This window comes from Psychromonas sp. (assembly GCF_047632955.1).
Taxonomy (GTDB): Bacteria; Pseudomonadota; Gammaproteobacteria; order Enterobacterales; family Psychromonadaceae; genus Psychromonas.
Genome location: NZ_JBLIED010000008.1, coordinates 56,008 through 79,273 on the forward strand (window position 1 = coordinate 56,008; position 23,266 = coordinate 79,273).

The window sequence follows — 23,266 nt, forward strand, 5'->3', positions numbered from 1 at the left end:
ACCAACAGAGCTAATGAGGAATTGTCTTTTATTACGTCAATCAAGTGTAACCCGATTAACGTGCATCAACTGCTCTACCAACAGAGCAAAAAGGAATTGTCTTTTATTACATCAATCAAGTGTAACCCGATTAACGTGCCTCAACTGCTCTACTAACAGAGCTAAAGAGGAATTGTCTTTTATTACGTCAATCAAGTGTAACCCGATTAACGTGCCTCAACTGCTCTACCAACAGAGCTAAAGAGGAATTGTCTTTTATTACGTCAATCAAGTGTAACCCGATTAACGTGCCTCAACTGCTCTATCAACTAAACAAAGAGGAATTGTCTTTTACTTACACCACCCTATTAAACGAGCAGTGTACATTTTAAGTCTTTCGACTCGTTATTATCGCATTAGCAATAATAACTAAATGTGGCTCCCCTTGCTAGACTTGAACTAGCGACAAACGGATTAACAGTCCGTTGCTCTACCAACTGAGCTAAAGAGGAATTGTCTTTTTACATTAATCAGTGTAACCCGATTAACGTGCCTCAATTGCTCTACCAACTGAGCTAAAGAGGAATTGTCTTTTTACATTAATCAGTGTAACCCGATTAACAGTCCGTTGCTCTACCAACTGAGCTAAAGAGGAATTATCTTTTTACATTAATCAGTGTAACCCGATTAACGTGCCTCAACTGCTCTACCAACTGAGCTAAAGAGGAATTATCTTTTTACATTAATCAGTGTAACCCGATTAACGTGCCTCAACTGCTCTAATAGAAGTTGTAAGCATTTTAAGTCTTTCGACTTGTTATTATCACCTTAGCAATAATAACTAAATGTGGCTCCCCTTGCTAGACTTGAACTAGCGACAAACGGATTAACAGTCCGTTGCTCTACCAACTGAGCTAAAGAGGAATTGTCTTTTATTACGTTAATCAGTGTAACCGGCTTAACGTACCTCACTGCTCTACCAACTAAGCAAAGAGGAATTGTCTTTTAAATTATCTTTTATTTATCAAACAATTTCAAGATAACTTAATTTTCTTTTTATTTAAAACAACATGCAATTAAATGCAGGAGTCTTTAAGACGGGCGCAGTATATTTTTTGCGGTACTTACTGTCAACAAAAAAGGTGTATAAAAAGATTGGTTGCCGATAATTCAAGCAACCAATCACAAAAGTACCGCTTATAGATGAAATAATGGAGAAAAATATCCAGTTTTTATATTTGCCACTGAATATTTTCTTTTAGTTTTAATTTTATTTTTTCAAGTGGTTCGTCTTTTTCTCCAACAATAACCAGATTTACTTTACCTAATTTTTCAGTTAAACCTTTTAAACGTTGATTATGGAAAGCAGGTGAATTTTTTAACCCAGCCTCTTCCGGCACAACAAATACAGTAATACGGCCTTGTTCACCCTGAATAATCATATGCAGTGCGGATGTCCCTTCAAAACCACAGTAATTTACATAAAGTACTTCGCCTAAATCATTTTTTGCTCGACCGCCATAAGTTGCAAGCTTGGCATTGACAGTAGACAGGTTGGCTTGTTCATTTATTTTTTCAGTAAAATAATACTCATCCTGCACGTGTTGCATGGCCACTGACCCTATATCTTCAGTGAAATTATTCAGGTTATTTAATAACGGTAAACTTATTCCTATAATAAATGCAACTGATGCTGCGATAGCTAAGTGCCAGCGCTGATTTAAGTTCTTTTTATTTTCGATAGCAAAACTTTGCTCTAACAGAATTTTATCGACCAAGTCATCGGGCTGATCAACTTTTAATATAGACTGTAATTCTAAATCAAATTGTTTTGCCTGATCCACTAAGGTTTTATCTTGCTCAGAATCAAACTGCCTTCGTAAAAATTCGTCACTTTTGTCATTCGGCGTCGCAATTGCAGTATGACGAAATAATATATCATCCATGTGCTACCCCACTACTTTTAGTTGTTGCTGATAATGATGATTTTAATAAATTCTTTGCCCTAAACAGGCGCGTTAATACGGTGTTTTTATTTAAATTTAGCTGCTGTGCAATTTCCTCTGTGCTGAAACCTGCGATAAGCTGCAATAACAACGGCTCTTTATATTCGTCCGATAAAAGTAATATTTTACGACGTAATAACTCTTTATCCATCTCTTGTGATGAATCATGATCATCCGCCACTTCATACTCCGCGATATCAACTAAAGAAAACTGCTTGCGCTCAAAACGACGTGCATTTTCACGGCGTAATATAGTAAACAACCAACCTTTAGCGGCTTTATCGTCCAATAAACTGTCCAGACTCTTCCACGCGCGCAAACAGGTCTCCTGCACTAAATCCTGTGAAATATCAGGATCACGACAGATCCAATAGGCATATCGGTATAGATCCGGGCTATAGACATTGACCAGTGCTTCGTAACGTTTCTGTTTTTGATTCATATCCTTAAAGACCAAGGACTCTGCACTTATATTTCGTTTGCGATTAAATAAATTCATTTGTTTCTCTTCTTAGAAAAAACACTTATACGATAACTTACCACAACCGACTGAAAACAAACGATTAATCTTTAAAAGTTAAAGAGAAGTTAAAAAATAATTACTAATTGTGAAATTTTTTTGCCGATTACTCGGTTTATATACTTGAACCCACAATAAAGCATGATTGCTATTTCAGCACTTGCTTAATTTTATTATAAAGGATATCTCCCATGAAAAAATCTAATCTTGCTTTGGCTGCTACTTTTTCAACACTTATAGCTGTTGGTAGTGCACTTGTTTCAACACCTGCAATGGCCGCCGGTAAAGAAAAATGTTATGGCGTTGCGGCTGCGGGTCAAAATGACTGCGCGACAAAAACAAGCTCATGTGCAGGGACCTCTAAAGTTGATAACCAGGGCGACGCATTCTTGGCAGTACCTGAAGGATTATGCGCTAAATTAGCAGGAGGTTCTTTAGAGTCCAAAAAAGTATAACATTTTTGTTTGATGTTGATATTTTTTAACTGCTAATCCATATTCAAACCACTTCTTTATAAGTGGTTTGAATAGTCAATCTTGAGGATTAAAAACATTGGAAAAAATACAGGCAGGCGCTGTCGGGATAGGACTTCGTTGCCCCCATTATCAGACTCTATTAGATGAATTGCCAAAACTGGGATTTCTTGAGGTGCACAGTGAAAACTATTTTAACCCGCACAGTCAAAACCGTTTCTACCTTGAAAAGATAGCAAATCATTACCCTCTCAGCTTCCATGGTATTGGTTTATCAATCGGCAGCAGCGATGCAATCAGTAAACCTCATTTGCAAAACCTTAAAGAGATTATTGATATTTTTCAACCCGCATTAGTCTCAGATCACCTCAGCTGGAGCTCCTTACAAGGGAATTTTTTTAATGATTTATTACCAGTGCCTTACACTAAAGAAGCATTATTGTGCTTTGTAAATAATATCAACCAGATTCAAGAGCACCTGCAAAGGCAAATTCTGATAGAAAATCCCTCTTCCTATTTAGAATATAATGACAGTGAAATGAGCGAGCCGGAGTTTATCAATGAAATTGTCAAACAAACGGGCTGTGGATTGTTATTAGATCTTAACAACGTTTATGTTAGCGCCACTAATCATCAATTTTCAGTGGAAAAATATCTCGATATTATCGACCATAAAACCGTGCAAGAAATTCATTTAGCCGGTTTTACTCAAAAACAGATTAACAATAGCACCCTGCTGATTGATACCCACAGCACTTTGGTGAGCCAATCTGTTTGGGATATTTACCAAACATATATATCAGCAACAAAAACAAATGCGCTGACACTGATCGAGTGGGATCTGGAAATTCCCAAACTTGATATCTTAATAGAAGAGCACAATAAAGCCATTAATATCAAAGCATCACTTTAAAGGGCTGATATCAGCCTATGTAAAACCATTAGACTCATTTTAAAAAGATTATTTAACAAGATATTACAGAGACTTTTAACCGCTTTTAAAATAGCTAAGACATAAATTTACGGGAAATAGGCATGAACAAAATTAACTTACTTAAGGATTTTATGTCTTTAATGCAAAAAGCATTATGGCTTTCTGCCAGCTTAAGCATGACCGTTAATGCAACGCCCGCTCTCGCCTGGCCGACAGATGACTGGCCTGTAAAAAAATTAGCGCCAGCCAAGGATCTGAGTTATTTAAGCGTATTAGAGAAAAATATAATTTTACACCTGAATATGGCAAGAACAGATCCGCCTCGCTACAGCCAGGAATTTATCGCACCGCGCAGCGCTTTTTATAATAACAAAATGTACTTAGAGCCAGGCGGACCGGTAAATTTTATCGGACTGCAGACCCAAGAAGGTCTGAGTGCGGTTTATGAAGCAGCAGAAATAATGAACAACACAATGCCCATAGGTCCATTAAAAGCAAATAAAACATTAACCTTGGCGGCTCAAGATCACGCAACGGAGCAGTCTAAATCTGACGCTGTTGGACATGTTGGTGAGAATGGTTCTACCCTGCAAAATAGAGTTGAACGTTACGGGAAATGGCAGCATACAATAGGTGAAAATATTATTTACGGTGCACATTCTGGCCGTGAAGTTGTGGTTGAATTATTGATAGATGATGGAGTAAAAAATCGCGGTCATCGCACCAATATACTGCAAAAAGATTATCAGGTAGTAGGAGTTTCCTGCGCTAAACATCCTTCCTACCGAAGTGTTTGCGTGATGGATTTTGCAGGGGGAATCGAGTGAATTTTTCTCTGTGTGACTTATCCCTTGGAATATTTTACAGATGCGCTCACTGTTTTTACTTTAGTGTTTTTTTAACCATCTATCCATTTCAACTAGCGCTTCTGATCATTCTACACTTAGCGGCCTTGAGCAAAAGCTCAAGCGCTTGTAATACGCTCAGGATGGAGTTTCAACGATGAATATCAAGCAGCTTCAGCGACAATTTAGCGATACACTTTTATATAAAAACGATCAAATTGCGGATCAAATCAAACCCAAAAAAGCGTTCGCCAGTGATGATTTATTACAGATATACCGGAATAATTTTGTGATGGGCGTAACGGAAGCACTCTCTGCGACTTATCAGCATACTTTATCGCTGGTCGGTGAAACGTTTTTTAATGCAGTCGCGCGACAGTTTATTTTAAGACACCCTCCAAAAGAAAATAACATGATGACTTACGGTGACGGTTTTAGTGAATATCTGGATCATCTTGAGCAACTCAAAGAGTTACCTTATGTAGCAGAAATGGCACGTTTTGAATGGTTATTAGAACAAACAAGCAATAAAAAATTACAAACCGTTTCACTTGATATTGAACAGTTAAAATCGATACCAGCAGAGCAATTAGAAAACATTATTTTTCAAATTGCTACCCAGGTATCGACGTTTTCAAGTAAGCAGAATATTGAGCATTTATACAGCATGATAATCCGCAAACAAATACAGGAAAGTGATTTAAACCAAATATGCTATTTAGTCCTTAAAAAGCAGGAAAATTTTAGCGTCGAGCTTATTTTATTGAGTGAAACTGAATTCCTGCTGCTGCAGCAAATTATGCAGCATAAAACAATGGGAACAATTGCGCCGCAATCATTACTTGAGGGTCTGCCTCAGTTATTGGAAAAAGATCTACTTTGTGGATTTACATTAAACGCCTAGGAGGCACTATGCTCAACTTTTATCAACTGATCGTGGACAAAATGCAATGTTATTTTACCCCCATCTTACTGTTATTCACCCGCCTTTGGGTCGCCTCTGTGTTTTTAAAATCAGGTTATTTAAAAATAACCACTTGGGATAGTACCTTATATCTGTTTGAAGAGGAGTATCAGGTCCCTATTATCCCCTGGGAGTTGGCCGCATACGCAGGCACAGCCGCTGAGTTGATACTGCCGGTATTCCTGATTTTAGGTTTATTAACCCGCCCTATGGCTGCCGTTTTATTTGTTTTTAATATCATGGCGGTGGTGTCATACCCGGTGCTGTGGGAAGGAGGTTTCTATGATCACCAGTTATGGGGCTTAATGATATTAATAAATGTTGTGTGGGGTGCGGGGTTAATCTCGATTGATCAGCCATTAAAAAAACATTTTTTTGCACGATAATAGTTAGTATTAAAGGCTGTTTATCTTTCGTGGTAAATTCCCGCAGGATAAACAGATCCCATCCGTAATTACCTCTTTTGAATATTGCAGCGCAGGAAATTTTATTTTTTAACCGTAAAATCAAATAATAGCTGCTCTTCAATATTGTTAACTACAACCTTAATTTGCAATTGCCAGATCATAGTCGGAGTTGTGCAAGCCCCGACTAAGGTTTTTGCAGAGAAAATACCCTTGCCTGTATTGCTAAAAGTCACCGGAATACGCCCCATAAACATCTCTTTTCCGACTATTTTGGCATCATTCACACGCCACTCTTGTGCATTACTCTTAAGCTTGAAATTAATCCATTGTTCCGCTTTAATGGGTGGGTTATCGACACTTAACCAGAAGCGTCCCTGCTCGCCAAACACCTCACAGGGAACAAAATAATCACACTCAAGCAGTCCGGTTGAGGGTTCAACGGAGATTAAATCAACATTAGTCTGTGGTTTTGTCTCAATGGTCATCGTGCGCCACGTAAAAAGCGCAACTAAAACAATCATCATAACCAGCAATTGTACAATTCTACTTTTTGTTAACATTTAAAATCCTTGTAAAAATAATGGTTACCGCGCATTTATTAACATAAACAACAAGTTTATTAACAATTAATCAACCAACAACTGTTAATTAGAAAAATGTTCAAGTAAACTTCGCTCGAATAATTATGTTTATATGCAGTGATCTGAAACATAGATATTTATGGATGATTATTACTTATTATGGCGTTTTAAAATACGTAAATTGTAAATAAATGCATGGAATCAAACTAATGACAAGCGCAACTACGATTCAACCTGATTACAACTATAAAGTTGTCCGTCAGTTCACACTTACCACCATTTTATGGGGTATCATTGGCATGTCCGTTGGGGTGCTCATTGCGGCTCAATTAATTTGGCCTGCACTCAATTTTGATACGCCCTGGTTAACCTACAGTCGATTACGCCCGTTACATACAAATGCGGTTATTTTTGCATTTGGTACATCGGCATTAATGGCAACCTCCTTCTACGTTGTGCAACGAACCTGTCAAACTCGTTTATTTGGCGGGCACCTCGCAGCTGTAGTCTTTTGGGGATGGCAACTGGTTATTATTTCAGCCGTTATTTCTCTTCCTTTAGGCTACACCACGTCAAAAGAATACGCTGAACTTGAATGGCCAATCGATCTGCTGATTACCGCCGTGTGGGTGGTTTACGCTATTGTGTTTTTTGGCACCTTAGCAATACGTAAAACATCACATATTTACGTGGCAAATTGGTTCTTTGGTGCGTTTATTTTAACCGTAGCTGTATTGCATATAGTAAACAGTATGGCCATCCCTGTTTCAATGGGCAGCATGAAATCATATTCAGTTTATTCTGGTGCGGTTGATGCGATGGTGCAATGGTGGTACGGACATAATGCTGTTGGTTTCTTATTAACTGCTGGTTTCCTAGGCATGATGTACTATTTTGTTCCTAAACAAGCAAACAGACCGGTATATTCATATCGTTTATCGATTGTCCATTTTTGGGCTTTAATCGCTGTTTATATTTGGGCCGGACCACACCACCTGCATTACACTGCACTGCCTGATTGGGCACAATCCTTAGGCATGGTGATGTCGTTAATCCTATTTGCTCCGTCCTGGGGCGGCATGATCAATGGTATCATGACACTTTCAGGTGCTTGGCATAAACTGCGTACCGATCCTATTCTGCGTTTCTTAGTGGTTTCACTGTCTTTCTACGGTATGTCTACCTTTGAAGGTCCGATGATGGCCATTAAAACGGTTAATGCCATTTCTCATTATACTGACTGGACTATTGGCCATGTGCATTCCGGTGCATTAGGTTGGGTTGCGATGGTGACAATCGGTTCGATTTATCACTTGGTACCAAAATTGTTTAACCAAAAAAGCATGTACAGTGTCGCCATGATCAACTTACATTTCTGGTTGGCAACTATTGGCACGGTTTTATACATCGTCTCAATGTGGATTTCAGGCGTTATGCAGGGTCTTATGTGGAGAGCTGTGAACGATGACGGTACTTTGACATATACTTTTGTTGAATCATTGGAAAAATCCTACCCGTTCTACACTATCCGTTTCGTCGGTGGTTTAGTCTTCTTAACTGGTATGTTAGTAATGGCTTACAATACATACAAAACAGTTGCTGCAAAAGATGGCTCTATCCAGCCTCAAGAACTTGGTTAGTCAGGGAGTTAAATAATGAAACACGAATTTATTGAAAAAAATGTTGGCTTACTGGCTATCCTTATCATCATAGCAATCAGTTTTGGTGGTCTGGCACAAATTACGCCATTACTGTTCCAGAAAGAAACTAATACCCCGGTAGACGGTTTACGCCCCTACACGGCATTAGAAATGGAAGGTCGTGATATTTATATCCGCGAAGGATGCAGTGTCTGTCATAGCCAAATGATTCGCCCTTTTAGAGCAGAAACAGAACGCTACGGTCACTACAGTGTTGCCGGAGAAGGTGTTTGGGAACATCCTTTTTTATGGGGTTCAAAACGTACCGGTCCTGATTTGGCACGTGTTGGTCAACGTTACTCCGATGCCTGGCATGAAGTTCACCTTACTAATCCTCGCGATGTGGTGCCGCAATCAAATATGCCCGGCTTCCCATGGCTTGCAGAGAACCACTTAACAGGTGAAGATACGGCCCGTAAATTAGACATATTTAAAAATAACTTCGGTGTACCTTATACGGATGAAGATATAGCCGGTGCAAAAGAAGCTGTTGCAGGCAAAACTGAGATGCAGGCGTTAATTGCTTACCTGCAATCACTTGGTCATGCTTTAAGATAATAGCAATGCCCCATTTAGCGGGCATTGCTTTCAAATATTGGAGGCTTTATGGATTTTGCAACTTTTAACGGACTTTATACCTTGTTCCTAATCGTTATTTTTGTCGCCTTGATTTTATGGGCATACAGTAAAAAACAAAAAAAGGCTTTTGATGATATCGCCAATTCTATTTTTGACGAAGATCAAGACACAATAAAGTATGAAGACCGCTTAGGCCAACATACAGAGGATAAAAAATAATGAGCATTTTTTGGACGTTATGGATAACGGTGATCACCCTGATTGTTGTTATTGGTTGTGCGGTTCTCCTTAGAGCGACCTCAAAAAACAATACCGGCGTTGAGGAAGGTCAACCAATGCCGCATACCTTCGATGGAATTCAAGAATTAAATAACCCTCTACCAAGATGGTGGGTGGGTTTATTCTGGTTTACTATTGTGATCGCATTGATTTATAGCGTTGCTTTCCCGGCTTATACTGCAAACTGGAATGGTCTGCTGGGTTGGACAAGTTCAGAGCAAAGTATAACATCACTGCAAGAATCGGAAGAATTAGCTCAAACGTCACATTCTCAATACCAACGTGAAATGGATGCTGCCGAGGAAAAATATGGCGCGGTTTTTAAACAACTTACTTATGATGAAAATGGTGTTTATAAGGACCTGACCTTAGTCGCTAAAGATCCCGATGCAATAAAAGTTGGGCAACGTTTATTTCTGCAGAATTGTGCTCAATGCCATGGTTCAGATGCACGTGGTAGTACCGGATTCCCCAACCTGACCGACAATGATTGGTTATATGGTGGTGAGGCGGATACTATTAAGCAAACGCTTATGCATGGTCGTCGCGGAGCGATGCCGGCTTGGGCAGAAATTCTGGGCGAACAAGGCATTAAAGAAGTCGCTAGCTACGCATTACAATTAAGTGGACGCCGTGTTGATTTGATTGAAGCCGCCGCCGGAGAAAAACGTTTTGTTGTCTGTAGTGCATGTCATGGCGCTGATGGTAAGGGTATGCAAGCGCTTGGTGCTCCTAATCTGACAGACACCGTGTGGTTATATGGCGGTTCACGTAATGCCGTTGAAGCGACCATTAGAAACGGTCGTAATGGCGTAATGCCAGCTTGGGATAAAGTGTTAGGCGAAGATAAAATCCATTTAATATCAGCCTATGTGTATTCACTTTCTCAGTCAAACGAGCAATAAAGTCAAATAAATGCCTCATATTTAGCTATAAAAAGGCCTCGCTCAGAGGCTTTTTTTATAGCTAAAAATTAGTGCAAATGATAAATTGAGCAACTGCTTAACGCCTCACGGGATAATCATGAAAAACAATATTAATAAAGCCTGGTTCAAACAATTCTGGCCGTGGTTTTTAATCATTTTGCCTCTCTGTGCAGTTATTGGCGGGATTTCTACGGTTTTTATCGCAATAAATAATAAACCGGATATGGTCGTTGATGATTATTATCAAAAAGGTAAAGCAATTAATCATGATCTTACCTTGATAAAAAATGCGCGTGCTAACAATATCAGTGCCGCAATTACACAAACAGGTAATGAACTCATCATCAGCTTAAAGGGGGTGCAGGAGAAAAGCTCTATTCAGTTATTTTTATATCATTCAACCCAAGCTGAACGAGATTTGTCACAATTATTAACCGCCGATGGCAGTGGTAATTACCGCTACCAGTCAGAGCAATCAATAACGGGTAAATGGCAGGTACGTATCGAACCTTTCGATAAAAGTTGGCGCTTACAAAAATGGGTTAGCTTACCAGCAGAAAATTTCACATTAGAATGATCTTACAAAAAAGTTGTTTCCACTGTGGCGAAGAAAATCCGCCATCCACTGATTTTAAAGTGCAAATAAAGGGTATTTCACAAAGAATGTGTTGCCCGGGTTGTCAAGCCGTTGCCCAAACAATCGTTGATAGTGGCTTAACCTCCTATTACGATCATCGCAGCGAACCTGCCGAAAAAGGTTTGCTGCTGATTCCTGATGTATTATTGCAGCTTGAAGATTATGATATTGAACAAATCCAGGAAGATTTTGTCAATAATGTTACAGATAACAATCAAAACCTCAGTACCACCACCCTCAGTATTGAAGGCATAACCTGCCCGGCCTGTGCTTGGTTAATAGAAAAACAGCTGCGCTCATTACCCGGATTAATCTTTATTAATGTTAATACAACACTTAACCGCGCGGTTATAAAATGGAATCAACAACAACTTAAACTCAGTCAAATTTTAACTGCCATCCAAAAAATAGGTTATAAAGCTTACCCCTTTCAAGTTAATAAACAGGAAGCCTTTTATACCCAACTGACAAAATCTTACCTGCAACGCTTAGGTCTCGCAGGCCTTGCTACCATGCAGGTAATGATGTTTGCAATCGCGTTATATGCGGATTTTTTTTCAGGGATGGAAGAGCAATTTATACACTATTTTCGTTGGGTTAGTTTTATCGTAGCAACACCCGTTCTGCTGTACAGCGCTCAACCTTTTTATTTAAATGCCTGGCGTAATATTCGCAACCAAACCTTAGGCATGGATATTCCCATATCCATCGCTTTATTAGGCGCATACAGCGCTTCTGGTTATGCGACCATTGTTGGCCGGGGAGAAGTTTACTTTGAATCTGTTTCAATGTTTACTTTCTTATTATTGCTCGGTCGTTTATTGGAGTTACGCGCCCGTCGTAAAGCCTCTGAAAGCAGCAGTAATTTATTGCGCTTATTACCCTCGATGGCGACCCTTATTGAGGATCCCGATGATCTGCAAATTCAATCTGTTATCCCTGCAAAAACCTTAACAGTCGGCCAATATATTGTCGTTAAGCCAGGACAAACTATTCCCGTCGATGGCATTATACTAAAGGGCGCCAGCAATATTGAAGAGTCTATGCTGACGGGTGAGCATTTACCCGTTAGCAAAACCAACAACGCGGCTGTTTTTGCCGGCAGTGTTAATATAACCAGCCAGTTGATTATTCGGGTTGAAAAAGTGGGTAATAACACTTTAATTGCAGACATCATTCACCTGCAGGATAACGCCCAGCTTAATAAACCAAAAATCGAAATTGTGGCAGATACCGCAGCAAGATACTTTGTCGGTGCACTGCTTATTATTGCCACTCTGACTTATATAGGTTGGAGTTTTATTGCACCTGATCAAGCTTTTTGGATCACTCTTTCAGTCCTAGTAGCAACCTGCCCCTGTGCGCTCTCTCTGGCCACGCCTACGGCCCTGACCTGTGCAACGGCGCAACTTAATAAACAGGGTATATTAATTAAGCAGCACCATGTGTTAGAGACATTGAACAAAATTAATCATGTTGTTTTTGATAAAACCGGCACCTTAACAAAGGGCAACTTTAAGCTCCTAAATACACACAGTTATAACCCTTATTCAAAACAGCAATGTATCGATTTAGCGGCGCAACTGGAAAGAAATTCAGAGCACCCTATTTCACTTGCATTTAAACAACAGCAGAAAAATAGCGTAGTATTAAATGATGTGGTCAATAAACCCGGACAAGGGTTGCAGGCCAGCTATTTAAATAAAACCTTAAAATTGGGTCATGCTATTTTTTGTGAAGTGGATAAAAACATAAACAGCAAAGAATTAGTCATCTATCTCACCCTGGATAAACAACTGCTTGCGACCTTTGAATTAGGTGATGAATTACGCCCCAGTGCACAACATATTCTTAGCTATTGTCATCATCATCATATTAACAGCACTATGTTGACGGGTGATATCTCCTTAAAAAGTGAAGAGATTTGCAAGCTGCTTAATATTAAGCAGTTAAAAAAAGGAGTTACTCCGCAACAAAAACTGCACTATATACAGCAACTGCAAAAAACAGATAAGGTTATGATGGTTGGGGATGGTATCAATGATGCGCCGGTGATGGCCGGTGCACACGTATCAGTCGCCGTAGCAAGCGGCACTGATCTTGCTAAAAATAGTGCCGATGTTATTTTATTAGGCGAAGACCTAAATAAATTAGCCGCTTTACATAAAATGGCTAACAGAACGACACGAATAATTAAAGAAAATCTCCTTTGGGCCTTTGGTTATAATATTATTATTGTCCCTCTAGCGGTGGCAGGATATGTCCCGCCCTACATCGCAGTAATAGGGATGTCCTGCAGTTCGCTAATTGTAGTCAGTAATTCTTTACGATTATTAAAATAATGACCGTTTTCGATGATTTTTTTCATTCATTAATTGTACTATTTATATCTTTTATTAAGAGTACTAAGAGTTTATTAAGATGAGTATTATCTATATATTAATACCGATCGCCATGGTATTCGTTACGATCGCTGTCATCGTGTTTTTTTGGGCTGTAAAATCTAATCAATATGAGGATTTAGACCGCGAAGGCCTCAATATTTTATTCGATGAAGACTTGCAAGCGCCATCAATACAAGAAGACCCCAACAATCCGCAAAAAACAACCCAACCCGTTGATTTAAATGATTGAAGCGACGTTATTAAATGATTTTATTGCCGCGCTTTTAATTGGCTTATTAGGCGCGGGACATTGTTTAGGTATGTGCTCGGGTATCGCAAGTGCAATCACTTTCTCCATGAAAGCCGATCAAAAAAAATCAACTTCAATGTTTTCATTATTACTTTACAACCTCGGGAGAGTGAGCAGTTACTCACTTGCAGGGTTTTTATTTGCAGCGAGCAGCAGCACGCTTATTATCTGGTTTGGTGGTAAAGAAGCATTAATTTATTTACGCATATTCGCCGCTATTTTAATGCTCATGCTAGCCTTATACGTGGCTAAGTTATGGCATGGTTTATTAAAATTAGAGCAAGCGGGTCAGTTTGTCTGGAAATTTATTAAACCGCTAGCACAAACCTTCATTCCGTTAAAACACCCGCTTTTTGCATTTCCTCTGGGATTTTTATGGGGATGGTTACCCTGCGGTTTGGTTTATTCAACCTTATCTTGGGCTGCAAGCAGCGGTGATCCACTTAACGGTTTGTTTATTATGTTAGGTTTTGGCTTAGGGACGATGCCGGCAATGCTCACTGTGGGTGCCTTTAGTCATCATTTGAAAAAGATACTTAACCACCATTGGTTTCGCTACGGCAGTGGCGCATTATTAGCCATTTTTGCGTTCCATACCCTGTATATCGCAATCCTGCAGTTAAGCTGATTTGATTGGTAATAGCGAATGACATGAATAAGTTATCACGCTTAGCGCACACTTATTTGATAGGTTCAGCATTTTAGATATTTAATTATTAGCATCTATTCAAAGCCAGCTGAATAGATGCTAATATTGATGTGTATCAATTATGAGAAGAATAATTACTATGGAAAAAAGTAATACCAATCGAATCCAAAGTGGCGGTTCTGCCATTCATTGCCAAGACTGCAGTATAAGCCCATTGTGCATCCCTTATTCACTTAATGAAGATGAATTAGAGCGTTTAGATAATATTATCGAACGGAAAAAACCCATTCAAAAAGGACAAGAAATATTTAAAGCGGGCCAGGAGATGAAATGCCTCTATGCCATTCGCTCAGGTACGTTGAAGTCCTATACGATTACAGAACAAGGTGATGAACAAATTACCGCTTTTCACCTCGCGGGTGATTTAGTTGGTTTTGATGGTATTAGCTCGGGGACTCATCCAAGTTTTTCCCAGGCACTTGAAACCTCAATGATTTGTGAAATTCCCTATGACACGCTGGATACTCTATCTATCAGCATGCCAAAACTTAGACAGCAAATATTACGTTTAATGAGCACTGAGATCGTTGGTGATCAAAACATGATTTTATTACTGTCGAAGAAAAATGCTGAAGAACGACTTGCGTCCTTTATTCACGGTTTGTCACAGCGTTTTGCTGCGCGAGGATTTTCACCGAAAGAGTTTCGTTTATCCATGACCCGCGGAGATATTGGTAATTATTTAGGTCTCACCGTTGAAACCATCAGCCGTCTTTTGGGACGTTTCCAAAAAATGGATATGATTGCTGTTAAAGGCAAATACATCAGTATCTTAGATGATGCGCAACTGACCATTCTCGCAGGCGCATTAAAAAAAGATTAGGTTGACGCACAGTTCTATAACTCTCCTGAATAAATCGCCTTTTGATTTACAAAAGGCTAACAATTTTACTTCATCTGATCTAAGTTATAGATATCTTTAATTCTATTTGGGGATCTTCTTATGCTTAAATATCGTAATATTTTAGTTTTTATTGATGTGGACCAGGAATCTCAACCGGCGCTGGAAAGAGCGGCCTCTATTGCAGCAAAAGAACCGGGTACAAAAATAACCCTGTTCTTATGCTGTTATGATTTGACCTTTGAAATGACCTCTCTGAGCTCTTCTGAAGAACGAGAAACAATGCAACGCCTTGTTATTAAAGAGAACGAAGAGTGGCTTAAATCTATTGCCGCACCCGTTGTAGAGCAAGGTTTAGATGTCCACTGCCAAGTACGTTGGCATAATCGCCCCTTTCAGGCAGCTATTCTTGAAGTGTTAAAAAATAAACACGATCTTATTATTAAAGCCACTCATCAACACTCCAAACTCAGTGCCATTTTATTCACGCCTACCGATTGGAATTTATTACGTAAATGTCCAGTCCCGGTACTATTAGTGAAGAATCAGTTATGGCCTGAAAACGGTAATATTCTCTGTGCCATTGATTGTAAAAGTATTCAGGATGATGAACATCATCTGTTGAATCAACAAATTTTACACGAAGCCGCGGCCATGGCTGAAATTATAAATGCAAAGATTCATATTGTTAATGCATACCCTAGTCCGCCGATGAATATTATGCTCGAATTACCGGAATTTGATCCGATAAATTACGAAGATGGTTTAAAAAAATTCCACCAAAAAACATTAAATGAATATGCGCAAACATTAAAACTGCCTGAACAACAGATCCACCTTGCCCAAGGTTTACCTGAAGATGTGATTAGTGAAGTAGCTGAACAAATTGATGCCGAGTTAGTCATTTTAGGCACTGTCGGACGCTCCGGTTTAAGTGCCACATTATTAGGGCACACAGCAGAGCAGGTTATAGATAATTTAAACTGTGATTTGCTCGCTTTAAAACCAGCTGGTTTTATCAGTCCAATTAAACTATAAAGGGAAAGTTATGAAACGATTAATGGCCGGAGATAAAGCTCCATTATTTAATTTGCAGGATGATCAAGGCAATATGGTTGCTTTAGCGGATTTAATCGGTAAAAAAGTTTTAATTTATTTTTACCCTAAAGCGATGACACCAGGTTGTATTAACCAGGCCTGCGGTTTGCGCGATGTAAAAACTGAACTTGATAATGTTAATACGCTGGTTTTTGGTGTCAGTCCGGATCCGGTGAAAAGTTTAGCTAATTTTGTCACTAAAAAAGAGCTGAACTTCCCTCTTTTATCAGATCAGGATCATGCGCTAGCAGAAGCATTTGGCGTTTGGGGAGAGAAAAAATTCATGGGTAAAATCTATGATGGTATTCACCGCATCAGCTTCCTGATAGATGAAAAAGGGTTTGTTGAGCATGTATTTGATAAATTTAAAACCACTGACCATCATCAGGTAGTTCTGGACTATTTAAAAAATTAATAAAGTACTTAAAAAAGGGCCATTGGCCCTTTTTTGTTTAACTTAAGTTATCCTCTTCCAGATCATCACCTTGAACCAGAGTGCTCGGCCAGGCATTTAATACAGCCTTAACAAGCGTTGCTAAAGGAATAGCAAAAAATACCCCCCAAAACCCCCACAACCCACCAAATATTAATACCGAAACAATGATCACCACAGGATGTAAATTAACCGCCTCGGAGAACAATACCGGAACAATAACGTTACCATCAAGCGCCTGAATAATTGCGTATGTAATCATCAAATAGAAAAACTCCGGTGATGATCCCCATTGGAAAAATGCCACAATGGCAATCGGTACAGTGACAATAGCCGCGCCTATATAGGGTATTAAAACGGATAAACCCACCAATACAGCTAACAGTGCTGAATAACGTAACTCCATTAAAAAGAAAGCAAAATAAGTAGAAATACCAACAATCAGAATTTCAATGATCTTACCGCGGATATAATTCATAATTTGACCGTTCATTTCAACCCAAACCTGATCGGCGAGCTTACGATCGTTAGGTAAAAATTTAACAAAACTGGTAATTAACTGTTTTTTGTCTTTGAGCATAAAAAGTACCATCAAAGGTACCAAAATGCAGTAAACAAGCAATGCCGCGATATCTAATAATGAAGCCACTGAATGTGATAATAGAAAGCCCCCCGTATCTAAAATATAAGTACGAAAATTTCCAACAATCAGGGTAAAAGTAGCAGGGTCGATAAGCTCGGGATAGAGCACAGGCAGCGTTAAAATGTATTCCTGCACTTGGTTGAACATCACGGGCAGGTCGCGAACAAAAGCAACCCCCTGCCTGAATACGGTTGGTAAAATACCTAAGAAGGCAAAAAATGCCAAGGCTAAAAAAATAGCCATTACAATTAATGTCGACAGGGTTCTATTTAACTTAAAACGCATTAAATAGTTTACCGGCCAATCAAGTAAATAGGCCAAAACTAATGCCACAAAAACAGGGGTTAAAATCCCACCGAAAAAGTAAAAAACGGCAAAAGCACTGAGCAGCAGTAAAAAAAGAACACTAAGATTGGGATCTGCAAAGTGGTGTTGATACCACTCATTTAACTTTTTTAACATGAAATTTATTACACCTTTAAATTGGGTTGTTGAAACTGATTAAAATGACCAAGGCCACTTACGATTTTAGTTGTTATACCAAAAGAATTAATTAAGTGATCAATGATTGCGAAGGAAAAATCAGCACTAATAAGGCGTGAGTTGTAGGAGATAGTTGTTCTCACTTCAAAACTCACAACGCAGTTAGGGATGATTTTGACCAGCAAGGGTGATCACCTTTTTAGTTCTTTTGGTATTAGTACCGATACGCATCACCAGAGATGCCTGATTGTCTGTTATAACGATTGAATAGTCATACCTTTTTTTATCCAGGTATAAAATAATATCCTGCATTGCCTGCTGATGAGAAAAGAGCAGACAAAGTTTTCTATCCTGTGGTTTATTGGAAGGACTATCATGCATTAACAAATAACGTTTTAGTTTGACTAATGACATTGGACAACGCATATTTTGTAAATCTAAAATCTCCATACCCAGTAATTGTCCTGCAATTTGAAATTAAAGCCAGTACAGTCTGCCAATAACTATATTCATAGGGTGATTATTAACAGTAAAACCTGTCATAGATAATCAATTGTTAAATATTGGCGTCTTGAATAGAGTAATCATCATCTCATACAATCATCACTTGCAATAAAGTGGTGATTGTTTATGCTTTTAATATATTTTTATGTTGAGTAGCTATAGTGTTCAATAAATCTCTGCTTCTTGCACTTTATTTTTTCCTTTCTTTTTTCCCCGGCATGGCAAATTCAAGTAATTCGCTTCCAGAGATTGGAACAGTAGGTGCTGCCACATTAACCATAGAAAAAGAAAAAGAATTTGGTTGGGCATTTAGACTAATGGCAAATCAAAGCCTGCCAATCATCCATGATCCGGTTCTTAATCAGTATATCAATGAACTTGGTCAAAGCTTAGTTTCTCATGCAGAATCGGTGAGAATGCCCTTTGATTTTTTTCTGATAGAAGACAATGAGATTAATGCTGCTGCATTTTTAGGCGGTAATATAAAAATTCATACCGGATTGTTTTTATATGCCACTAATGAGAGTGAACTTGCGAGCGTCATTGCCCATGAAATAGCACACATCACTCAACGTCATCTTGCCCGCATGTTAGAACAACAGTCTACCCGTACTCCTGCATCCCTTGCTGCAATGGCGGGCTCAATTTTACTTACCTTAGTCTCTCCCGCCGCAGGGATGGCCGCTTTAACTACCACCATGGCAGTATCGATTCAGTCACAAATTAATTATACGCGAATGAATGAATATGAAGCCGATAGAATTGGTATTCAAACTTTAGTTGATGCCGGTTATGATCCCAATGGTATGGCACAATTTTTTGGCAAACTTGCTGAAAAATATAAGTATGCCAGCCTGCCTCCGCAAATGTTATCAACTCATCCGTTACCTGAAGCGCGTTTATCTGAAGCGCGTTTACGGGCCAGTCAATACAAAACAAAAAATTATACTAACAGTTTAGATTATCAACTTAGTAAAGTACGTATTACCGTCCGCTATAGTAATATCAACCCTACTTCAGCCATCAATTTATATGAAAGTCAGCTCAAAAATAAAAAGTATCAGATCAAAGAGGCAGCCTTATATGGTCTTGCTTTGGCATATTTTGAAAATAAAAATTTTTTACAAGCACAAAATATTATTGACGGATTATTAAAAACACAACCCGACGAACCGTTTTATATAGACCTGGCAACGGATACGGCACTCGCCTTACATAAGGCAGATGAAATAATAGAACGGCTGCAGCAGTTATATAAAAAATTGCCGGAAAATCCCGTTTATACCATTAACTTAGTTGCTGCTCTGCAGGAGAATAAACGCTATGCAGATGCTGAAAAGATTCTTGAACTGTTTATCCGCTCTCATCCTCGCTATATTTTGGCGCATATAATCGCCATTGATCTTTACAGGCTGTTAAATAATCGCGCCAAGGAACACGCCAGTAAAGCGCAATATTTAGCATTACAGGGACGTTTCAGGGAAGCAATACAAGAAGTCGGCAATGCGCTTATTTATACGGAGAATCCGTTAGATAAAGCAAGGTACGCGGCAACCATGGAGGGTTATCAAAAAGATGATTTACGTTTAAAGGCATTAACAAAATAATGCTATGCAGGTGACTTGAAGGTACAAAAATCAGTATCTGTAAGTCATCTGCAAGCTCTATTTTTTAGAGACTTAAATTTATTCCACTATTGCCACTAACCACTTGCTCAGCAAAACCACTGCCTATTGATATACCTAAACGTTTAGTTAATTTTTCAATAGCAGAAGGTTGTACGGAATAATCCACAATATTTTCTGCTTTGACAATCTCTCTGGCAACAAACCCCGGGCTGCCTAAACCATCAATTAAACCTAGCGATAAGGCTTGTTCACCATTCCAAATCAAACCGGAAAACAGCTCCGCTTTATCCAAGTTAAGGCGATCACCTCGTCCGGTTTTAACGACGTTAATAAACTGCCGATGAGTTACATCCAGCACTTCCTGCCAAAAATCTCGTTCAGCATCTTTACTGGGTGAAAACGGATCTAAAAAAGCTTTATGTTCACCGGAGGTATAGTGGCGACGTTCAACCCCCACTTTCTTCATCAGATCAACAAAACCAAAACTTGATGCAGTCACTCCAATCGACCCCACCAGACTCGCTTTGTCCGCGTATATCTGCTCAGCCGCGGCTGCAATATAATAACCACCCGAGGCACCTAATTCAGCAATGACCGCATACAATTTTTTGTCCGGATATAAAAGACGCAGACGTTGTATTTCATCGAAGACGTAACCAGCCTGCACGGGACTGCCGCCCGGGCTATTGATCACTAACATAACAGCCTGACTGAACTCATTTTTAAATGCCGCACGCAAACCTGAGACAATGACATTCGCATTCGCCTCTTTATCTGCAGCAATAACGCCATTTATTTTTACCATGGCGGTATGTGGGGCTTTTTGCTGGTCACTGAGCAGATTTGTTTGAGCATTAAAAAACAAAAAAGCGGCACCAAACAGATACAGAAAAGTTAATAATTTGAAAAAAATTCCCCAGCGCCGTGTTTTTTTCTGCTCTGCGAAATTTTCCTTAATGAACGCTTTTACCCAGTACTCTTCAGCTGCTGTTCTATTTTCCATTTTATATACTCAGTTTGTAAAGTTGCTGTGAAATTACTGCACACGAGAACCAGCAGATCGAAAAACAAACAGATGCTAGGCGTTTTATTTACCGTTAGCGACAATCCATTTTTTCAATGCCGTTATATCGCTGCGAAATTCAGAATTAATTAATGCCACCCAATCATCTATATTATCCCACCAGGCAGGAAGATCCGGCGATTGAATTTGTTGGGCAATTCCCTGTATTCGCTTTAAGCCGACAGAGCCTGCAGCTCCCTTAATTTTATGCGCTTCATTTACAATTCCTTTTTGATCCTTGGCAACCATATTAGAATCCAAAATATCAAGGTATTCCGGCAGTAACTTTTCAAATAAAGAGACATTCTCTAAAATCACCGACGTTGGCAAAAACGCCATTAATTCTAAAAGCATTTCTTGATCAAACAAACTATTAGTCTGTTCGACCATTGGCGTTTTTAATAAAAAATCCGTTTTCTGATGCTTATCCGAAGGAACAAATAGTTTTTGAATAATAGCATTAAAAGGGTTAACACTAAGAGGTTTGCCCAATGCACCATCCATTCCCTGGTCGATAAAATTCTTACTGTCGGCAAATACGTTAGCGGTCAGGGCAACAATAGGAGGCAGCTTATTCCCGTGTATTTCTCGTAATTTTTGAGTGATCTGATAGCCATCCATGTCCGGTAACTGAATATCCATCAGGATTAATTGATAGTTATGATGTGCAACCATATTCAGTGCCTGCGCACCGTTGACCGCACTATCTATTTTATGACCGAGTTTTTCTAATAACGAGGTTGTCACCAGAATATTAAGTTCGATATCTTCCACAAGTAAAATAGAAAGTTTGGGCAGATTATTCTGAAGGTGTTGTTCTTGATGCTCTTCTTCCGGGCAATTGACTGCTAAGGTCAGCTTAAAAGTGCTGCCTTCGCCAAGTTTGCTCTTTACGCTTATTACGCCGCCCATGGCCTTTGTGATTTTAGAGGAAACAGCAAGCCCGATTCCCGTGCCGCTGGCAAATGTATTACCTTCAACCTGATAATACATTGCAAAAATTTTATCGAGTTGATCCTTGGGAATACCAACACCTTGATCCTCAACCTCAAAACACAATTCAACCTGATTTTGATTGAGCGGGCGGCAGGAACAGCGCATTGTTATCGTGCCTGTCTGAGTGAACTTCACCGCATTGCTGATAAGGTTCCATAAAACCTGCCTTAAACGGGTATCATCTGCTTCAACAGTGTCAGGAAAATGCTCTTGCTGCTCAAACTTTAATGTTAATCCTTTCTGCTCTGTCTGAATAAAAGCCAAACTTTTTAAGTCACCAATAAAATCTAACATATTGATCTTATTAGTAATCAAATTCAAACGGTTACGATCTAATTTATCCAAGTTGATTATATCATTGAAGATATTACCCAAACTAATGGCACTGATATGAATAGTTTTAAGATATTTCATCTGTTCACTGGTCAGCTGCTCATCTAATAACATTCGGCTTAAGCCCACTATGCCGTTTAAAGGGGTACGCAGCTCGTGACTAATAGTAGAAATAAACTCGGTTTTATCACGGATATTTTTGTCGATAGATTCTTGATGTTTTTTACGCTCGGTTATATCCCGACCGAAACCAATAATACCCGTACACACCGACTCACTGTTAAAAAGTGGCAAGGTTCTGACTTCAAAATAAGCCTTTTGGCCGTTCGGAAAATGTAACCAGTACTCATGAATTTGCTCTTTTTTGTGCTTCTTCACGGTTTGATCCCGCGCGACTACCTGCTGCGCATAATCCTCAGGAAATAAATCAAAGGGGGTTAAACCAATCAGTTGTTTTTCTGTTTTACCGGTGAGCGTCTCCATCGCTTTATTACAGATGATAAAGCGACTCTTTAAATCTCGGTGAAAGACCAAATCAGGCGAGGTATTGAGGAATGATTTTAATAAAATAGCGGATTCGACCAATTTCTGCTGGCTGGTTTTGCGCTCAATAATTTCTTTTTCTAATTCGTGGGTTTTGATTCGATCTTTTTGACGCATATCCTTAAGGGTCGCGACGGTATTATCTAAATGCGCTCGGGCTTCCTCCAGATCGCCGACAACCACGGTTAAAAAATACACTGCCCAGGGGGTTATTAAAAGCCCGATTAAAACTGAACGTAAGGCATCGGCGGTGCTTAACGGCTCATTAAAGTACATTCCGATTAATATCTGTAACGCGGAATCAGCACTTATAATTGCAACGGCGAGGATCAAACTAAAACGCACAACCCCTAAGCGTTTTAGTAGTGCAACATAATAGTGTACCCAGGTTTTAAGGTTAAATAAGCTCAAATTGACTCCAATTAAATAGATATATATTTTCTTATGCCAGCCCGGGAAGCGGACATT

At 39.2% G+C, this 23,266-nt stretch carries 24 protein-coding genes and 2 tRNA genes; 17 read left to right on the plus strand and 9 right to left on the minus strand.

Going from position 1 to position 23,266, the window contains the following annotated elements:
• Positions 1–415: 415 nt before the first annotated feature.
• The 4 genes from ACJAZP_RS07520 to ACJAZP_RS07535 form a co-directional block, all read right to left on the minus strand.
• Positions 416–491, minus strand: a tRNA-Asn gene (locus ACJAZP_RS07520).
• 336 nt (positions 492–827) lie between these two features.
• Positions 828–903 (minus strand) — tRNA-Asn (locus tag ACJAZP_RS07525).
• 308 nt (positions 904–1,211) lie between these two features.
• Positions 1,212–1,925, minus strand: coding sequence for a DUF3379 family protein (locus ACJAZP_RS07530; protein WP_415230125.1), 714 nt, complete (start codon positions 1,923–1,925; stop codon positions 1,212–1,214).
• Positions 1,918–2,427 carry a sigma-70 family RNA polymerase sigma factor gene (locus tag ACJAZP_RS07535; protein WP_415230191.1) on the minus strand — a complete coding sequence of 170 codons (510 nt, stop codon included), beginning with the start codon at positions 2,425–2,427 and terminating at the stop codon, positions 1,918–1,920. The genes ACJAZP_RS07530 and ACJAZP_RS07535 overlap by 8 nt, the downstream gene beginning before the upstream one ends.
• Before the next feature lie 269 nt (positions 2,428–2,696).
• Here ACJAZP_RS07535 and ACJAZP_RS07540 point away from each other — a divergent pair, with 269 nt between their 5' ends.
• The 5 genes from ACJAZP_RS07540 (at position 2,697) to ACJAZP_RS07560 (ending at position 6,107) form a co-directional block, all read left to right on the plus strand.
• Positions 2,697–2,960, plus strand: a complete 264-nt coding sequence (locus ACJAZP_RS07540) for a DUF2282 domain-containing protein (RefSeq protein WP_415230126.1) — start codon at positions 2,697–2,699, stop codon at positions 2,958–2,960.
• 97 nt (positions 2,961–3,057) lie between these two features.
• On the plus strand, positions 3,058–3,891 hold the full coding sequence (locus ACJAZP_RS07545) for a DUF692 domain-containing protein (protein WP_415230127.1): 834 nt from the start codon (positions 3,058–3,060) through the stop codon (positions 3,889–3,891).
• A 122-nt stretch (positions 3,892–4,013) separates the two neighbouring features.
• A complete protein-coding gene (locus tag ACJAZP_RS07550; protein WP_415230128.1) occupies positions 4,014–4,739 on the plus strand; it encodes a CAP domain-containing protein in 726 nt (241 codons plus the stop codon).
• Positions 4,740–4,914: 175 nt separating this feature from the next.
• Positions 4,915–5,661 carry a DNA-binding domain-containing protein gene (locus ACJAZP_RS07555; protein WP_415230129.1) on the plus strand — a complete coding sequence of 249 codons (747 nt, stop codon included), beginning with the start codon at positions 4,915–4,917 and terminating at the stop codon, positions 5,659–5,661.
• 8 nt (positions 5,662–5,669) lie between these two features.
• Positions 5,670–6,107, plus strand: a complete 438-nt coding sequence (locus ACJAZP_RS07560) for a DoxX family protein (protein ID WP_415230130.1) — start codon at positions 5,670–5,672, stop codon at positions 6,105–6,107.
• Positions 6,108–6,208: 101 nt separating this feature from the next.
• Here the strand turns inward: ACJAZP_RS07560 and ACJAZP_RS07565 are convergent, their stop codons facing one another.
• The gene (locus ACJAZP_RS07565; RefSeq protein WP_415230131.1) at positions 6,209–6,688 is read right to left on the minus strand and encodes a hypothetical protein; all 480 of its coding nucleotides are present in this window, start codon (positions 6,686–6,688) and stop codon (positions 6,209–6,211) included.
• A 230-nt stretch (positions 6,689–6,918) separates the two neighbouring features.
• Here ACJAZP_RS07565 and ccoN point away from each other — a divergent pair, with 230 nt between their 5' ends.
• The 11 genes from ccoN to bcp all read left to right on the plus strand — a co-directional run bounded on the left by ccoN (position 6,919) and on the right by bcp (position 16,587).
• The gene (gene ccoN / locus ACJAZP_RS07570; RefSeq protein WP_415230132.1) at positions 6,919–8,349 is read left to right on the plus strand and encodes a cytochrome-c oxidase, cbb3-type subunit I; all 1,431 of its coding nucleotides are present in this window, start codon (positions 6,919–6,921) and stop codon (positions 8,347–8,349) included.
• Between the two features lie 15 nt (positions 8,350–8,364).
• Positions 8,365–8,967, plus strand: coding sequence for a cytochrome-c oxidase, cbb3-type subunit II (gene ccoO / locus ACJAZP_RS07575; protein WP_415230133.1), 603 nt, complete (start codon positions 8,365–8,367; stop codon positions 8,965–8,967).
• Positions 8,968–9,015: 48 nt separating this feature from the next.
• On the plus strand, positions 9,016–9,207 hold the full coding sequence (locus tag ACJAZP_RS07580; RefSeq protein WP_415230134.1) for a cbb3-type cytochrome oxidase subunit 3: 192 nt from the start codon (positions 9,016–9,018) through the stop codon (positions 9,205–9,207).
• Complete coding sequence (gene ccoP, locus ACJAZP_RS07585; protein WP_415230135.1) at positions 9,207–10,172, plus strand: cytochrome-c oxidase, cbb3-type subunit III; 966 nt, start codon at positions 9,207–9,209, stop codon at positions 10,170–10,172. Before ACJAZP_RS07580 ends, ccoP begins: the two co-directional genes overlap by 1 nt.
• Positions 10,173–10,290: 118 nt before the next feature.
• Positions 10,291–10,770, plus strand: a complete 480-nt coding sequence (locus ACJAZP_RS07590; RefSeq protein ID WP_415230136.1) for a FixH family protein — start codon at positions 10,291–10,293, stop codon at positions 10,768–10,770.
• Complete coding sequence (locus ACJAZP_RS07595) at positions 10,767–13,172, plus strand: heavy metal translocating P-type ATPase (RefSeq protein ID WP_415230137.1); 2,406 nt, start codon at positions 10,767–10,769, stop codon at positions 13,170–13,172. The genes ACJAZP_RS07590 and ACJAZP_RS07595 overlap by 4 nt, the downstream gene beginning before the upstream one ends.
• Positions 13,173–13,251: 79 nt before the next feature.
• Positions 13,252–13,464 carry a cbb3-type cytochrome oxidase assembly protein CcoS gene (ccoS, locus tag ACJAZP_RS07600; protein ID WP_415230138.1) on the plus strand — a complete coding sequence of 71 codons (213 nt, stop codon included), beginning with the start codon at positions 13,252–13,254 and terminating at the stop codon, positions 13,462–13,464.
• Entirely contained in the window at positions 13,457–14,152 is a 696-nt protein-coding gene (locus tag ACJAZP_RS07605) for a sulfite exporter TauE/SafE family protein (RefSeq protein ID WP_415230139.1), read from the plus strand. Before ccoS ends, ACJAZP_RS07605 begins: the two co-directional genes overlap by 8 nt.
• Before the next feature lie 154 nt (positions 14,153–14,306).
• Positions 14,307–15,056 carry an FNR family transcription factor gene (locus ACJAZP_RS07610; protein ID WP_415230192.1) on the plus strand — a complete coding sequence of 250 codons (750 nt, stop codon included), beginning with the start codon at positions 14,307–14,309 and terminating at the stop codon, positions 15,054–15,056.
• Positions 15,057–15,176: 120 nt separating this feature from the next.
• Entirely contained in the window at positions 15,177–16,112 is a 936-nt protein-coding gene (gene uspE / locus ACJAZP_RS07615) for a universal stress protein UspE (RefSeq protein WP_415230140.1), read from the plus strand.
• A gap of 10 nt (positions 16,113–16,122) precedes the next feature.
• Positions 16,123–16,587, plus strand: coding sequence for a thioredoxin-dependent thiol peroxidase (bcp, locus tag ACJAZP_RS07620; protein ID WP_415230141.1), 465 nt, complete (start codon positions 16,123–16,125; stop codon positions 16,585–16,587).
• A gap of 37 nt (positions 16,588–16,624) precedes the next feature.
• On the opposite strand, the gene ACJAZP_RS07625 is transcribed toward bcp, so the two are convergent.
• Together ACJAZP_RS07625 and ACJAZP_RS07630 are read right to left on the minus strand one after the other, a co-directional pair.
• Positions 16,625–17,710, minus strand: coding sequence for an AI-2E family transporter (locus ACJAZP_RS07625; RefSeq protein WP_415230142.1), 1,086 nt, complete (start codon positions 17,708–17,710; stop codon positions 16,625–16,627).
• Between the two features lie 183 nt (positions 17,711–17,893).
• Positions 17,894–18,181 carry a sulfurtransferase TusA family protein gene (locus ACJAZP_RS07630; RefSeq protein WP_415230143.1) on the minus strand — a complete coding sequence of 96 codons (288 nt, stop codon included), beginning with the start codon at positions 18,179–18,181 and terminating at the stop codon, positions 17,894–17,896.
• 215 nt (positions 18,182–18,396) lie between these two features.
• Between ACJAZP_RS07630 and ACJAZP_RS07635 the strand changes: the two genes are divergently transcribed.
• Positions 18,397–19,842 (plus strand): M48 family metalloprotease, encoded by a 1,446-nt coding sequence (locus ACJAZP_RS07635; RefSeq protein ID WP_415230144.1) that lies wholly within the window; start codon positions 18,397–18,399, stop codon positions 19,840–19,842.
• 64 nt (positions 19,843–19,906) lie between these two features.
• Here the strand turns inward: ACJAZP_RS07635 and ACJAZP_RS07640 are convergent, their stop codons facing one another.
• A complete protein-coding gene (locus ACJAZP_RS07640) occupies positions 19,907–20,866 on the minus strand; it encodes a S49 family peptidase (RefSeq protein WP_415230145.1) in 960 nt (319 codons plus the stop codon).
• Between the two features lie 84 nt (positions 20,867–20,950).
• Positions 20,951–23,209 carry an aerobic respiration two-component sensor histidine kinase ArcB gene (arcB, locus tag ACJAZP_RS07645; RefSeq protein ID WP_415230146.1) on the minus strand — a complete coding sequence of 753 codons (2,259 nt, stop codon included), beginning with the start codon at positions 23,207–23,209 and terminating at the stop codon, positions 20,951–20,953.
• Positions 23,210–23,266 lie beyond the last annotated feature (57 nt).

What these genes read in the sequence shown, in the direction of transcription:
- ACJAZP_RS07530 (WP_415230125.1), bottom strand. Translation starts at nt 1,925, where the DNA reads ATGGATGATATATTATTTCGTCATACTGCAATTGCGACGCCGAATGAC.
- ACJAZP_RS07535 (WP_415230191.1), bottom strand. Translation starts at nt 2,427, where the DNA reads ATGAATCAAAAACAGAAACGTTACGAAGCACTGGTCAATGTCTATAGC.
- ACJAZP_RS07540 (WP_415230126.1), top strand. Translation starts at nt 2,697, where the DNA reads ATGAAAAAATCTAATCTTGCTTTGGCTGCTACTTTTTCAACACTTATA.
- ACJAZP_RS07550 (WP_415230128.1), top strand. Translation starts at nt 4,014, where the DNA reads ATGAACAAAATTAACTTACTTAAGGATTTTATGTCTTTAATGCAAAAA.
- ACJAZP_RS07555 (WP_415230129.1), top strand. Translation starts at nt 4,915, where the DNA reads ATGAATATCAAGCAGCTTCAGCGACAATTTAGCGATACACTTTTATAT.
- ACJAZP_RS07560 (WP_415230130.1), top strand. Translation starts at nt 5,670, where the DNA reads ATGCTCAACTTTTATCAACTGATCGTGGACAAAATGCAATGTTATTTT.
- ACJAZP_RS07565 (WP_415230131.1), bottom strand. Translation starts at nt 6,688, where the DNA reads ATGTTAACAAAAAGTAGAATTGTACAATTGCTGGTTATGATGATTGTT.
- ccoN (WP_415230132.1), top strand. Translation starts at nt 6,919, where the DNA reads ATGACAAGCGCAACTACGATTCAACCTGATTACAACTATAAAGTTGTC.
- ccoO (WP_415230133.1), top strand. Translation starts at nt 8,365, where the DNA reads ATGAAACACGAATTTATTGAAAAAAATGTTGGCTTACTGGCTATCCTT.
- ACJAZP_RS07580 (WP_415230134.1), top strand. Translation starts at nt 9,016, where the DNA reads ATGGATTTTGCAACTTTTAACGGACTTTATACCTTGTTCCTAATCGTT.
- ccoP (WP_415230135.1), top strand. Translation starts at nt 9,207, where the DNA reads ATGAGCATTTTTTGGACGTTATGGATAACGGTGATCACCCTGATTGTT.
- ACJAZP_RS07590 (WP_415230136.1), top strand. Translation starts at nt 10,291, where the DNA reads ATGAAAAACAATATTAATAAAGCCTGGTTCAAACAATTCTGGCCGTGG.
- ACJAZP_RS07595 (WP_415230137.1), top strand. Translation starts at nt 10,767, where the DNA reads ATGATCTTACAAAAAAGTTGTTTCCACTGTGGCGAAGAAAATCCGCCA.
- ccoS (WP_415230138.1), top strand. Translation starts at nt 13,252, where the DNA reads ATGAGTATTATCTATATATTAATACCGATCGCCATGGTATTCGTTACG.
- ACJAZP_RS07605 (WP_415230139.1), top strand. Translation starts at nt 13,457, where the DNA reads ATGATTGAAGCGACGTTATTAAATGATTTTATTGCCGCGCTTTTAATT.
- uspE (WP_415230140.1), top strand. Translation starts at nt 15,177, where the DNA reads ATGCTTAAATATCGTAATATTTTAGTTTTTATTGATGTGGACCAGGAA.
- bcp (WP_415230141.1), top strand. Translation starts at nt 16,123, where the DNA reads ATGAAACGATTAATGGCCGGAGATAAAGCTCCATTATTTAATTTGCAG.
- ACJAZP_RS07625 (WP_415230142.1), bottom strand. Translation starts at nt 17,710, where the DNA reads ATGTTAAAAAAGTTAAATGAGTGGTATCAACACCACTTTGCAGATCCC.
- ACJAZP_RS07630 (WP_415230143.1), bottom strand. Translation starts at nt 18,181, where the DNA reads ATGGAGATTTTAGATTTACAAAATATGCGTTGTCCAATGTCATTAGTC.
- ACJAZP_RS07640 (WP_415230145.1), bottom strand. Translation starts at nt 20,866, where the DNA reads ATGGAAAATAGAACAGCAGCTGAAGAGTACTGGGTAAAAGCGTTCATT.